General features: G+C 64.0%; 13 protein-coding genes. 7 read left to right on the plus strand and 6 right to left on the minus strand.

Translation table 11 applies throughout. From position 1 onward, the window contains the following. Positions 1–42 precede the first annotated feature (42 nt). From PXJ20_RS28675 to PXJ20_RS28695, 5 genes are all read right to left on the minus strand, one after another. On the minus strand, positions 43–723 hold the full coding sequence (locus PXJ20_RS28675; RefSeq protein ID WP_277598409.1) for a response regulator transcription factor: 681 nt from the start codon (positions 721–723) through the stop codon (positions 43–45). A gap of 325 nt (positions 724–1048) precedes the next feature. Next, the gene (flhC, locus tag PXJ20_RS28680; protein ID WP_017775414.1) at positions 1049–1714 is read right to left on the minus strand and encodes a flagellar transcriptional regulator FlhC; all 666 of its coding nucleotides are present in this window, start codon (positions 1712–1714) and stop codon (positions 1049–1051) included. Between the two features lie 11 nt (positions 1715–1725). Continuing rightward, entirely contained in the window at positions 1726–2046 is a 321-nt protein-coding gene (gene flhD, locus PXJ20_RS28685; protein WP_017775415.1) for a flagellar transcriptional regulator FlhD, read from the minus strand. Positions 2047–2585: 539 nt separating this feature from the next. Continuing rightward, the gene (locus PXJ20_RS28690; protein WP_421032094.1) at positions 2586–3404 is read right to left on the minus strand and encodes a 2OG-Fe(II) oxygenase; all 819 of its coding nucleotides are present in this window, start codon (positions 3402–3404) and stop codon (positions 2586–2588) included. Between the two features lie 142 nt (positions 3405–3546). Continuing rightward, positions 3547–3735, minus strand: a complete 189-nt coding sequence (locus PXJ20_RS28695) for a hypothetical protein (RefSeq protein WP_421032095.1) — start codon at positions 3733–3735, stop codon at positions 3547–3549. 191 nt (positions 3736–3926) lie between these two features. On the opposite strand from PXJ20_RS28695, the gene PXJ20_RS28700 reads away from it, so the two are divergent. Then, entirely contained in the window at positions 3927–4673 is a 747-nt protein-coding gene (locus PXJ20_RS28700) for an SDR family NAD(P)-dependent oxidoreductase (RefSeq protein WP_017775418.1), read from the plus strand. Between the two features lie 182 nt (positions 4674–4855). Here PXJ20_RS28700 and PXJ20_RS28705 read toward each other — a convergent pair whose 3' ends face one another. Next, positions 4856–6019 carry a porin gene (locus tag PXJ20_RS28705; RefSeq protein ID WP_176049070.1) on the minus strand — a complete coding sequence of 388 codons (1164 nt, stop codon included), beginning with the start codon at positions 6017–6019 and terminating at the stop codon, positions 4856–4858. Positions 6020–6239: 220 nt separating this feature from the next. On the opposite strand from PXJ20_RS28705, the gene deoC reads away from it, so the two are divergent. From deoC to PXJ20_RS28735, 6 genes are all read left to right on the plus strand, one after another. Then, on the plus strand, positions 6240–7250 hold the full coding sequence (gene deoC, locus PXJ20_RS28710) for a deoxyribose-phosphate aldolase (protein WP_421032096.1): 1011 nt from the start codon (positions 6240–6242) through the stop codon (positions 7248–7250). Between the two features lie 50 nt (positions 7251–7300). Continuing rightward, a complete protein-coding gene (locus PXJ20_RS28715) occupies positions 7301–9724 on the plus strand; it encodes an aldehyde dehydrogenase family protein (protein WP_421032656.1) in 2424 nt (807 codons plus the stop codon). Between the two features lie 131 nt (positions 9725–9855). Beyond that, complete coding sequence (locus PXJ20_RS28720; RefSeq protein ID WP_421032097.1) at positions 9856–10341, plus strand: RbsD/FucU family protein; 486 nt, start codon at positions 9856–9858, stop codon at positions 10339–10341. Further along, the gene (rbsK, locus tag PXJ20_RS28725; RefSeq protein WP_421032098.1) at positions 10338–11345 is read left to right on the plus strand and encodes a ribokinase; all 1008 of its coding nucleotides are present in this window, start codon (positions 10338–10340) and stop codon (positions 11343–11345) included. The genes PXJ20_RS28720 and rbsK overlap by 4 nt, the downstream gene beginning before the upstream one ends. 51 nt (positions 11346–11396) lie before the next feature. Next, entirely contained in the window at positions 11397–12455 is a 1059-nt protein-coding gene (locus PXJ20_RS28730; protein WP_017775424.1) for an ABC transporter permease, read from the plus strand. 58 nt (positions 12456–12513) lie between these two features. Further along, on the plus strand, positions 12514–13515 hold the full coding sequence (locus tag PXJ20_RS28735) for an autoinducer 2 ABC transporter substrate-binding protein (protein ID WP_421032099.1): 1002 nt from the start codon (positions 12514–12516) through the stop codon (positions 13513–13515).

A 13515-nucleotide genomic window follows, 5' to 3' on the forward strand; every position in this document is an offset into this window, starting at 1 on the left:
CTTTTGTTTTAAGCGCGCATTGATGGGGCGACATGCGCTCGCCTATCCAGGCTGCGCCTTCTTCTCCTGTAACAGATAGCCGATCCCGCGCAACGTGACGATAGTCGCTTCGCAATGCTCGATCCGCTTGCGGATGCGATGCACGTAGATCTCGATGGCATCCTCGCTCGATTCCTCTTCGAGCGCGTAGACACCCGACATCAGCGCCGACTTCGAGAGTGTCTTGCCGCACTTGAGCATCATCATTTCGAGAATCGAATGCTCTTTGGGGCGCAGCGAGAGCGGCTCGCCGCGGATGCGGAACTGGCGGCTGTCGGTGTTATAGGTGAGGTCGCCACAGGCGAAATCCGTATGCTTTTCGCCGTTCTGCCGGCGCGCGAGCGCTTTGATGCGAGCGACCAGTTCGCGCGTCTCGAACGGTTTCACGATGTAGTCGTCGGCACCGGCGCCGAGACACTCCACTTTTTCGTCGATCGACCCGCTCGCCGTGACGACCAGCACCGGCACGTTGTTGCGTCGGCCACGCAGACGGCGCAGCACGTCTTTGCCGGTCATCTTCGGCAGTTGCAGGTCGAGCAGCACCACGTCGTACTGTTCGGTGCGCAAAAGCTGGTCGGCGGCGTCGCCGTCGGCCGCGCGGTCCACGGCCATGCGCTCTTCCTTCAGCAGCTTGAGCAGCCAGTGGCTCAGCGATTCGTTGTCTTCTGCGAGCAGCACTTTCATCTTGCGTCCCTGCACCGGTTATTTCGTTATCCTTTCGCTCCGCGCGGACGAAGGAATACGAAATATTGTTGAAGTAAAAAAGTAAGGAATCCGGTGTCTTTATTGTTTTGATGTCTTGAGCGGCTTTACGTTTGCGGATCGTAGCGAAACCAAACCTTCTGCCGGCTATCGACGCGTTGCAAGAAAGGCCAGGGGAAGTACCGATCGGCGGGCGGGAGGAACTGGGCGGGCGAAGCCGCAAATGAAACGGCCCGCCGTGAGAGGCGGGCCGCGCAATGAACCGATGAAACGCAGAGAAATGGGAGGCTGGGGGCTTCCGGCTTCGCTAGGCCGCTTCGGCGACGGGTGCTCGCGTGACCGGCACATGGGTCTGCGCGGCGACTTCGGCCAGCAGGGCGGCGTCGGCCGCGACCGTGTCTTCGCAGACGGCCTGGCGTGCCACGGCCGCCTTTCTCGTCTTACCCGCGCGCGAGGGCGGCTGGCAGGCGCCGCACACTACGTTGTGCTGCAGGTCATGCTTGTGCGCGACGAATTTGCCGCTGCAGCGGCAGCACGGCGTGAGCTGGAGCATGCCGGCGTCGAAGAAGCGCACGAGCGTCCAGGCGCGCGTGAGATCCAGCACGGCTTCCGTGTCGCTGTGACGGCAGTGTTCCAGATACAGCCGGTAGCCCTTCGTCAAAGCGTCGAGGTGCGAGCAGCGCGCCTCGTTCTTGAGGAACAGGTAGGTGTTGTAGAACAGCGACGCATGAATGTTCGCAAGCCACGTCATGTACCAGTCCGCGGAGAAGGGCAGCATGCCCTTGGGCGGCGACACGCCTTTCACTTCACGGTACAGGCGGATCATGCGGTCGCGCGAAAGCGTGAGTTCGCTTTCCAGTACCTGCATGCGCGCGCCCAGCTCGATCAAGGCGATCGCGCGGAACACTTCCTGTGCGTCTTCAGTGAGGCTGCGCTTCGGCGCAGACTTGAGCATCGTGACTTCAGCTTGCATGGCGGTCCCTGTCAGGCGAACTGCTCCGCGGACTGACCCGCGAGCAGGATGGCGGCATGCGTCGAAGCAACGTCAGCGTGACGCGTCGTCTGCGTGAGGGCCGACAGCATCGTGTGATCGTTGAAGCGGAAGAAACACAAAAGCTGGTCGGAGGAGGCCAGCTTGACGATCTGTGCGAGTGACAGTCCGGCAAGCAGTTCGGCCAGCTCCGACGACAAGCCCAGCCGGAACATGCCGACTGCCTTGTCCTCACGCAACATACGTTGCGCAAGCATGATGTACGACAAATTGATTTCGCGGATTGACTCCAGCGTCTCGCTGCTACGGTCCATTTCTCAGTTTTCCGAAGCCCCGATTGAACTGCCGGCGTTGTTCGCCGTTATGTCTTTTCTGCCCCCGCCTGGTCTTGTAACGACCTTCGGCGATATCTATCTATTTGATACAGCTTGTTACAACTCGTAACAGCTTGGAGCGAATTGTATGAGGGGGAATGTCAAAAAGCAATGGCTCGTCAAAAAAATTGTGGAAAAAAACCGACTGTGGATCAGTAATTTTTTCATAAATCTGCAACGCGCCTTATTGGCGTGCGCCGGGTGGCCCGGCCAGCGCTATTGTGGGCCTCAAACCCTTGTTACGACAGGGTATCTCCTGATTGAAGCAACTTCTCTGCGACGCTCCCGCGCACCCCGGAAATTCTATTCCCCTTTTGATATGAATAAAGGCAAGGGTTTACTTGCGCGGTAAAAAATGCGGCATGTGGACGCGTTACATTTGACCGCTGTTTGTAACAGCTTGGCGACGGCATTTGTAACGGCTCTCGCCCGCGTTTGTAACAACCCAAGGGACATTCCAGATGATTCTTTCGAATGCCTTACGTTGCGTCGTGGAAGATCACCCCCAAGGTGTGTCGTTGGCCCGAGCGCAGGGGGCTCACACCGTGCCGAAGGTTGACGCGATACGCGCCACGCGTGCCCTGCACGGGCCGATGGTGGACGGCGAAGATCGCCGCGTCGCCCTTGCGCAGCGGCACGACCTGGACGAGCGACTGCATGCGCGGCCGCTGCTCGGTCATCACGAACTCGCCGCCTGTGAAGTCGCGGCCCGGCTCGGCCAGCAGAACCGCCACCTGTAACGGAAACACGTGTTCGCCGTAGAGGTCCTGGTGCAGGCAGTTGTAGTCGTCTTTTCCGTACTGGAGCAGCAGCGGGGTGGGGCGCAACTGGCCGGCGGCGTGACAACGTTTGATGTATTCCGCGTGCGAGGCTGGATAGCGCACGTCGATGCCGAGCGTCTGGTTCCAGCGGTTGGCCACTGGAACGAGATGCGGATAGAGGCTCGTTCGCAGTTGCTGCACGGGGCGTGGCAACGGATAGCTGAAATATTGGTACTCGCCGCGGCCGAAGCCGTGCCGGGTCATCACGATGCGACTGCGAAAGCGCTCGGGGTGTCCATAGAGGGCGGCCAGCGCGTCGCAGTCGTCCTCTGTCAGCAATTGGGGAGCGACTGCATAGCCGTATTCGTCGAGCATTTGCGCGATGGCGCCCCAATCCAGTGTTTCGATGCGGCGAGAGAGGGACGGGCCGGAGCCGGCTGGAGGGCGGTGCCGCTCGCGATCCTCATGGGGCGCAAGCGATGGTGCGGGGTCGTTCTGCGTATCGAGCAATGGAAGTTGCGAGTCGAGGCGGTTCATGTACGTACTCCTGTGAGGCCATGAACCACTCTACGCATGCCGCGTGCGCGAGACGCTCCGCAGCTTGCGGTTTCATTCGGCGGCGACCGGCGTGCCGAACACCGTGGTCGTGCTGGCGAACGAGAGCACGCCGAACTCCGGTCTACTCCGTCCGCCGTCTACTCCGTATACGCAGCCGCACGGCGATCTTATCGAGCATGGCGGTTGCTTCGTCGTTGCGGCCCGCGACCACGGAATGCGATGCCGGCATGCGAAGCGGGGCAGAGGCCAGTGTGCTCATGGTCGCGATGATGACCCAAGCCCGCGGCGCGACCATCACTTCGAACGTCATGGTTTGTCTGCGGCATGTGTGAGTCGTGCCGCAGGTCCGCCGCCGATTGTTCGGGGCATCCGGCCAATGTATTCGTGCTGCGCACATTTATCGCCGCTCAACGCCGGGATAGATTCACACCGTCGCACTGCATACACACGGAACGCGTCGCGTCCCCTGTACCCACTTACGCATTTTCGAAGGAAACGATCATGAGCAAGCTGACTGGCAAAGTCGCCGTGGTGACCGGCGCATCGAAGGGCATTGGCGCGGGCATCGCGAAGGCGCTGGCTGCCGAAGGCGCTTCGGTGGTGGTCAATTACGCATCCAGCAAGGCCGGCGCAGACGCCGTCGTGGACGCCATCATCACCGCAGGCGGTAAAGCAGTCGCCGTAGCGGGCGACGTGTCGAAGGCCGCGGACGCCGAGCGTATCGTCAACACCGCAGTCGAAACCTATGGTCGCCTCGATGTCCTCGTGAACAACTCGGGCGTGTATTCCTTTGCGCCCCTCGAAGAGATCGACGAAGCGCATTTTCACCGGCAGTTCGATATCAACGTGCTAGGCCTGCTGCTGACCACCAAGGCCGCCTCGAAGCATCTGGGCGAAGGGGCGAGCATCGTGAACGTCAGTTCGGTCGTGACGCGCATTACGCCGGCGTACACCACCGTCTACTCGGCCACGAAGGGCGCGGTGGATGCCGCGACCAGTTCGCTTGCGAAGGAACTTGGGCCGCGCAAGATTCGCGTGAATGCCGTGAATCCGGGCCTTATCGAAACCGAAGGCACGCATGCGGCCTCCGTGATCGGCTCGGACATGGAGAGCAGCGTGCTCGCGCAGACGCCGCTTGGCCGCATCGGCCAGCCCGACGACATCGCGCGCGTGGTGGTGTTCCTCGCCTCCGACGATTCGCGCTGGATCACCGGCGAGCATCTGAACGCGAGCGGCGGCGTGCGCTGATCTTTCACGGCGGGCGTGTGTGCGCGGTCCAACACGGTCTGCTATTCACACGCTCTGCCGGGCGTTGCACCCGCAGTCGTAAAGAAAGAAAAAAGACCCGCAGGGCAGGTGCCCATGCGGGTCGCAAATCCACTACGCGTGGAGGATGAGCTGTTCTTCTGCGCGTGCCAGCAAGCGCGTATTTAGAAGCGCGTACGAATGCCGCCCGTCACCTCGACCTGGTTGTTCGAGCCGAACGTGCTGCCCACCGTATAGCCGCCATGCAGGCGCATGTAGTCGCCGGCCAGGTACACTTCCGTGCGCTTCGAGAAGTGATAGAACACCGAACCGTACAGCGTTTCCTTGAAGCCGTTGTGCAGCCCCGAGGCGGGATCGAACGTGCCGAGGTTCGCGTTCGGAATGTCGCCGTCCGAGTTGTATGCCGCGTTGTGCACGCGCATCTGCTGGTAGCCGAGTTCGTAGTCGAGCGGGCCCTTCGGTGAAAGCTTGAACGACACGGTCCATGCGTTGTCCTGACGCTGGCCGAGCGAGCCTTGATCGCCCCAGTAGCGGAAGTAGCCGGCGTTGGCCCGCAGAATGCCGAACGTGTAGTTGCCGCCCACCGAGAAGCTCTGGTTCGCGAAGCCCTGCTTGTTCACGTGGCTATAGAACGTGGACACGGCAAAGGCATCGCCGTTGTAACCCAGCGCGCCCTGATACACCGAATTGAGACCGAAGCTCGTCTGGTTGCCGAACGCGTAGCCCGCCGACGCGAAGATGCCGTTGTTGAAGAGCTTCTTCCACGCGAGGCCGTTCGAATAACGCGTGCCTGTGGGGCCGGCCGCGTAGAAGATCATCTGCTTGAAGTTGTTCGAGTTGGTCCAGCCGCCTTCTTCCAGTGAAAGTTTCGACGAACCGTACGCGTCGCCATAGATGGCCGATGCGTCGCGCGCAATCGTGTTCTGGAAGCCCGCCGTGATCTTACCGAACGTATCGTTCTGCAGACCTACCCATGCGTCGCGGTCGAACAGCTGACCCGGGTCTTCCATCTGCCCGTCCGCCACGCGGTATTCCGCTTCAAGCCGGAAGATCACCTGCGTGCCGCCGCCAATGTCTTCCGCGCCGCGCATCCCGAAGCGGCTGCCGCTGAACCACGGCTCGCCGCCAATGCCCATGCCGATGACGTGATTGCCGTTCGCGTCGGCATGTGACTGGTAGGTCGGCACGCTCAAGTCCATGAGCCCATAGAGCTGGACGCTCGATTGCGCGTATGCGCTGCCTGCCGCGAACGCGACCGTCGCCGGTACCGCCAATGCGAGATGCTTCTTCCTCACGATCGTCTCCTCATTCACTGCGTTGAAATGGATGAATGGGGCCGATTCTCGCGGGGGGAAACCTTCACGCCACTTTCACGACGTGCGCGTCCACGCCTGGTGAAAACACCGAGGGCATGCGGGGCGGAAAGTGAGGGAAAGCGGAAAGAAATAATCGTAACGACGGCTTGTTACGATCCTATCAGTCGATGTAGGATGCATGCGAGCAAACCGTCAATTTCTGTTTTGCATTGCACAAGATCAGGTCGTGACGATGTCCGAAAGTCCCTCTTTACCGCTGTCCGTCATCGCGTTGCATCGCGGTTCTGCCGCACATGGCGAACGCAATCCCGGCGTGCCGTTCGACGCCGGCTGGTTCGACAGCCTGCGGGTGAATGCGTCGGCGGTGGAACGCCGTACCGCGACGCTCGCCACGCGCCGCACCGTCAAGAAAGACGCCCAGGCCGCGTGGCTGCTCAAGGCCATCACGTGCATCGACCTCACCACGCTCAACGGCGACGACACCGAAGGCCGCGTGCGCAGGCTCTGCGCGAAGGCGCGCCATCCCGTGCGCGACGACATTCTGGAAGCGCTTGGCATGGCTTCCGCCGGCATCACGACAGGCGCCGTGTGTGTCTATCACCGCTTCGTCGCAGCGGCTGTCGACGCGCTCGAGGGCAGCGGCATTCCGGTCGCGGCCGTGTCCACGGGCTTTCCCGCAGGGCTCACGCCGCATGAATTGAAGCTCAAAGAAATCGAAGCGTCTGTGGCGGATGGCGCTGCGGAAATCGACATCGTCGTCACGCGCGAACACGTGCTCACGGGCAACTGGCGCGCGCTCTACGACGAAGTGCGCGACTTTCGCGCCGCCTGCGGCCGCGCGCATCTGAAGGCCATTCTCGCCACCGGCGACATCCGCACGCTGTCCAACGTGGCGCGTGCGTCGATGGTCTGCATGATGGCGGGCGCCGATTTCATCAAGACCTCCACCGGCAAGGAAGGCGTGAATGCCACGCTCGACGTGTCGCTCGTGATGGTGCGCATGATCCGCGAGTATCTGGAGCGCACGGGCTTCGCAATCGGCTTCAAGCCGGCGGGCGGGGTGTCGAGCGCGAAGTCCGTGCTCTCGTATCAGATCCTGATGAAAGAGGAACTGGGCCGCGAATGGCTCGAACCGGCGCTCTTTCGCATTGGCGCATCGAGCCTGCTCGCCGACATCGAACGGCAGCTCGAACACCACGTGAGCGGCCGTTATTCGGCCTTCCATCGTCATCCGCTCGCATGAGCGCCTAACCAACACGACGACCACGCCTGCCTGAATCACCCACCATGACCATGAGCGTAGCGGAGTATTTTTCATCGATGGCCTACGGCCCCGCCCCTGAGGACGACGGTGCTGTGCGCGCCTGGCTCGCGCAGCACGAGGCCGCGTTCGGCCATTTCATCGGCGGCGCATGGCGCGCGCCGGTCGAAGGCGAGCGCTTTGCCACGCACGCACCCGCCACCGGCGAATTGCTTGCGCACGTCGCGCAGGGCAGCGCGGCCGACATCGACGCCGCCGTGGCCAGCGCACGTGCCGCGCAGCCCGCATGGCAGGCGCTGGGCGGCACGGGCCGCGCGCGACATCTCTACGCACTCGCACGCATGGTGCAGCGGCACAGCCGGCTCTTCGCCGTGCTCGAATCGCTCGACAACGGCAAGCCCATTCGCGAGACGCGCGACATCGACGTGCCGCTCGTCGCGCGCCACTTCCTGCATCACGCGGGTTGGGCGCAGCTTCAGGAAACGGAGTTCGCCGAGTGGGCGCCGCTCGGTGTGATCGGTCAGATCGTGCCGTGGAATTTTCCGCTGCTGATGCTGGCCTGGAAGATTGCGCCGGCGCTTGCCATGGGCAACTGCGTCGTGCTCAAGCCCGCCGAATACACGCCGCTCACGGCGCTGCTGTTCGCGGAACTGGCGCAGCGTGCCGGCTTGCCCGCGGGTGTGCTCAACGTCGTGACAGGCGACGGACGCACGGGCGCGGCGCTCGTCGAACATCGCGGCGTGGACAAGATCGCGTTCACGGGGTCCACCGAAGTGGGCCGGCAGATTCGCGTGGCCACGGCGGGCTCGGGCAAGGCGCTCACGCTGGAGTTGGGCGGCAAGTCGCCGTTCATCGTGTTCGACGACGCGGACCTCGACGGCGCCGTGGAAGGCGTGGTGGACGCCATCTGGTTCAACCAGGGCCAGGTGTGCTGCGCGGGCTCGCGTCTGCTCGTGCAGGAAGGCATCGAAGCGCGTTTCGTCGAGAAGCTCAAGCGCCGCATGGCGACGCTTCGTGTGGGGCCGTCGCTGGAGAAGAGCATCGACATTGGCGCGATCGTGGACGACGTGCAGCTGCAACGCATTCGCGCGCTCGTGGAACGTGGCCGCGCCGAGGGTTGCGATATCTGGCAGCCGCCGCACGTGGAGATGCCGGGCGAAGGCTGCTATTACCCCCCTACGCTCGTCACGGGCGTGGGCAGTGCATCGGTGCTCGCACAGGAGGAAATCTTCGGCCCGGTGCTGGTGACCATGAGCTTTCGCACGCCCGACGAAGCGGTGGCGCTCGCGAACAACACGCGCTATGGCCTCGCCGCAAGCGTATGGAGCGAGACCATTGGCCGCGCGCTTGACGTCGCGCCGAAGCTTGCTTGCGGTGTGGTCTGGGTGAACGCGACGAACCTCTTCGACGCGGCCGTCGGCTTCGGCGGCTATCGCGAGTCGGGCTTCGGCCGCGAGGGTGGACGCGAGGGCATTTACGAATACCTCCAGCCGCGCGCATGGCTCACGCTTGCGAAACGGCCGGCACAGCAGCAGGCCGTTCTCGCGCATGCCGTGGCGGTAGAAGACGACGCAGACGAAGACAGCGAGCACCCGGCTTCCACGACGACCGCCGTGATCGACCGCACGCCGAAGCTCTTCATCGGCGGCAAGCAGGTGCGGCCCGACAGTGGCTATTCGTTGCCCGTGCATGCGCCGGACGGCCGCGTGGTGGGCGAGGTGGGCGCGGGCAACCGCAAGGACATCCGCAACGCCGTGGCCGCGGCGCGCGCGGCGCAAGGCTGGTCGAACGCGACGGCGCACAACCGCGCCCAGGTGCTCTACTACCTCGCGGAAAACCTGGCCGTACGCGGGGAGGAGTTCGCGCATCAGCTCGTGCAGCGCAACGGTGCGTCAGCCGACGCGGCACAGGCCGAAGTGGACGCGGCAGTCACGCGGCTTTTCACCTATGCTGCGTGGGCCGACAAGTTCGACGGTGCCGTGCACACGCCGCCAATGCGCGGCGTGGCGCTGGCGATGCACGAGCCGCTCGGTGTAATCGGCGTAGCGTGCCCGGACGAAACGCCGCTGCTCGCGCTCGTGTCGCTCGCTGGGCCTGCGCTTGCGATGGGTAATCGCGTCGTGCTGCTGCCGGGCGAAACGGCGCCGCTTGTCGCGACGGACTTCTATCAGGTGGTGGAAACGTCGGATGTGCCGGCTGGTGTGCTGAATATCGTGACGGGCGAGCGCAGCGCGTTGCTGCCCGCGCTCGTGCGTCACGACGACGTGGACGCGGTATGGTGCTTCGGCAGTGCGGCGGGTGCGGCGCTCGTGGAGCGCGAGTCGGCGGGCAATCTGAAGCGCACGTTCGTGGACCACGGGCGCGTCTTCGACTGGTTCGACCGCGCGAGCGAAGGCCTGCCGTTCCTGCACGAGGCGGTGCAGGTGAAGAACGTCTGGATTCCTTATGGAGACTGAGTGCGGCGCAGGTTTCACGGTTGGGCCTCGCGTGCCCGATGCGCCGTCTGATTGCCAGGCAGACTGAATAAACCGAACAAACCGAAAAACCGAACAAACCGAAAAACCGAACAAAGAGTAGGAGACAAAACGTGCTGAAGAATCTCGACCCGCTTTTGAGTGCCGACGTGCTGCATGCGCTTGCGTCGATGGGCCACGGTGACGAAGTGGTGATCTGCGATGCGAACTTTCCCGCCGATTCGGTCGCGCGCGCCACGGTGCTCGGCAAGCTGCTGCGGCTCGACGGCGTGGACTCGGCGCGCGCCATTCGCGCCGTGCTCTCGGTGCTGCCGCTCGACACGTTCGTCGACGATCCTGCACTGCGCATGGAAGTGGTCGGCGAGCCGAACACCATTCCGGCCGTTCAGCGCGAGGCGCAGGCCGAAGTGAACGCAGCCGAGGGGCGCGACGTGCCGTTCGCTTCCATCGAACGCTTTGCCTTCTACGAGCGCGCCCGCAAGGCCTACTGCGTGATCGCCACGGGCGAGCAGCGCGGCTACGGCTGCTTCGTATTCAAGAAGGGCGTGCTGCTCGCGCCGGATGCCCCGCCGCAGGCCAGCGCGGGGAACCGGTCATGAATGCGCCGGCAACGCAGCCGCGCGGGCCGGGTGGACCAGCCGGACCAGCCGGACCAGGGATCGCCCGCGTGGTGATTCTCGGCATCTACGTGACGGACCTCACGTTCCGTGCGAGCCGCATGCCGCTGCTCGGCGAAACCATTGCGGGCACGGCGTTCAAGATGGGGCCGGGCGGCAAGGGTTCGAACCAGGCGGTGGCCGCGGCGCGCGCGGGCGCGGACGTGGTGTTCTGCACGCGCATCGGCAACGACGCCTTCGGTGCCATTGCACGTTCGACGTGGACCGCCGAAGGCATCACGGCGCGCGTGCCCGCGGTGGCGGACGGCGTATCGACGGGTGCAGCCCACATTTTCGTGGACGACGCGACGGGCCAGAACGCGATCATCGTCGCGGCCGGCGCGGCCGATCAGCTCTGCGCCGCGGACGTGGACGCCATCGAAGCCGATATCGCCGCCGCGCGCGTGTTCGTCACGCAACTCGAACAACCGGTGGCGGCTGCGCGTCGCGGGCTCGAACTGGCGCGCCGGCATGGCGTGACGACCGTGTTCAATCCCGCGCCCGCCATGCCGTTCGACGACGACCTCTACGCGCTGTGCGACTACATCACGCCGAACGAGACCGAGGCGGCCACGCTCACGGGCATGGCCGTCGAGAGCGTCGACGATGCGCGGCGTGCCGCCGACGCGCTGCTCGCCAAAGGCGTCGGCACCGCGATCATCACGCTGGGCGAGAAGGGCGCGCTCTTGCATTCGGCCACGCGGTCGGTGCTGCTCCCGGCGTTTCAGTGCGGACGCGTGGTGGAAACGGCCGGTGCCGGCGACGGCTTCACGGGCGGCTTCGCGGCAGCGCTCGCGCGCGGCGAAGATGCACTGTCGGCGGTGCGTTTTGGCTGCGCGCTTGCGGGCATTTCGGTGACACGTCCGGGCACGGCGCCTTCCATGCCGACGCTCGATGAAGTGAATCGCGTGCTTGCGCAAACAGGCGAGGCTTCGCACGTGCATTGAACCGCGCTGCGCCTCACGCGCGGTGTCATCGTCAAAGGAGTGGTGGTTGCGATGAAGCGTTCGTTTTCGCCGGGAGCGTTGCTCAAAGACCGGCAGTTGAATTTCCTGCTCACCGTGAACGTGCTCGTCGTGCTGGTGGCGACGTTCCTCTCGCACGGGCAGTTCGTGAGCCTCGACAATCTGCAGTCCATGGGCGGCCAGTTGCCCGAACTCGGCCTGCTCGCGCTCGGCATCATGCTTTCCATGATTTCGGGCAACGGCGGCATCGACCTTTCGGGCGTGGGGCTCGCCAACCTCTCGGGCATGATCGCGGCGCTCGTGGTGCCCAGGTTCGTGAGCGGCGACGACCAGCCGGGTCTCTACACGGCGCTCTTCTGCGTCATCGTGATTGCAATGGGGTTCGTGGGCGGCTTGCTGAACGGCATCGTGATCGCGCGGCTGCGGCTCACACCGATTCTCTGCACGCTCGGCACGCAACTCCTGTTCACGGGTATCGCGGTGGTGCTGAGCAACGGCGCCTCGGTGCACGTGGACTATGTCGAACCGCTCTCGGACATCGGCAACGGCACGGTCTGGCAGGTGCCCATTTCGTTCTGCATCTTCATCGCGGCCGTGCTCTTGCTGGGCTGGATCGCGAAGCGCTCGCCGTTCGGACTCAGGCTCTACCTGATGGGCACGAATCCGAAGGCTGCCTTCTATGCGGGCATTCCACGCGACCGCATGCTGATTGCCACCTACACGATGTGCGGTGTGCTCGCATCGCTGGCGGGGCTCATCAGCGTGACGCACACCCTGAGCGCGAAGTGGGACTACGGCAACTCGTATCTGCTCATCGCGATCCTGATTGCGGTGATGGGCGGCGTGAACCCGGCGGGCGGCTATGGACGCATTGTCTGCGTGTTCTTCGCCGCGACGGTGCTGCAATTTCTCGCGAGCCTCTTCAATCTGCTCGGCGTGTCGCAGTTCTTCGGCGACTGCGCCTGGGGCTTCCTGCTGCTGCTTTCGCTGGCGTTCGCCGGCGAGGCGCGCGTGCGGTCCATGTTCGGTTTCGTCGCGCCTCGCCGACGCAGCGCCGATAGCGGCAGCAGCGGTAGCGTGAGGACCGACTGACACGCGACTGACACCATCGATCTTCGCAGTCCACAACCAACCATAAAGGAGACATTGCATGAAACCCACTCGACTCGCCGCCGCGCTGGCGGCAGCCGCGCTCGCCACGGGCATGATCGCCGCGGCCCACGCCGCGAACGAGACCATCGTCACGGTCGTGAAGGTGACGGGCATCAACTGGTTCAATCGCATGGACGACGGCGTGAAGCAGTTCGCGAAAGAGAACCCCGGCGTCACCGCTTATCAGACTGGCCCCGGCCGCGCCGATGCGGCCCAGCAGCTCAAGATCATCGAAGACCTGATCGCGAAGAAGGTCACGGCCATCGCCGTGGTGCCGTACGACCCGCCTACGCTGGAGCCGGCGCTCAAGAAGGCGATGGACCGCGGCATCAAGGTGGTCACGCATGAGGCCGACAACGAGAAGAACACGATGGTGGACATCGAAGCGTTCGACAACACCGCCTATGGCGCGGCGCTCAACGAGCGCCTCGCGGCGTGCATGCACAACGAAGGCAAGTGGGCCGTGCTGGTGGGGTCGCTCGGCAGCCGCTCGCAGGTGCAGTGGGCCGATGGCGGCATCGGCAATGCGAAGGCGAAGTATCCGAAGATGGATCTCGTGGAGCCGAAGCTCGAAACCAACAACGACGGCGAGCACGCCTATGAGGTCGCGAAGGAAGTGCTGCGCAAGCATCCGGACCTGAAGGGCTTCCAGGGTTCGTCGTCGCTCGACGTGATCGGTATTGGCCGCGCCGTCGAAGAAGCGGGCCTGCAGGGCAAGATCTGCGTCTACGGCACGGGCCTGCCCACGGAGGCCGGCAAGTTCCTCGAAAGCGGCGCCATCAACGGCATCGCGTTCTGGGACCCGAAGCTCGCCGGGCTCGCCATGAACAAGGTCGCGAAGATGCTGATCGACGGCAAGACGGTGGACAACGGTGCGGATCTCGGCATTCCGGGCTACACGAAGGTGACGGTCTCGAAGGGACCGGGCAAGGGCATCATCGTGCGCGGCCAGGGCTGGGTCAGCGTGGACAAGACGAACTACAAGCAGTATCCGTTCTGA

Source organism: Paraburkholderia sp. A1RI_3L (assembly GCF_048957895.1).
GTDB classification, from domain to species: domain Bacteria; phylum Pseudomonadota; class Gammaproteobacteria; order Burkholderiales; family Burkholderiaceae; genus Paraburkholderia; species Paraburkholderia kururiensis.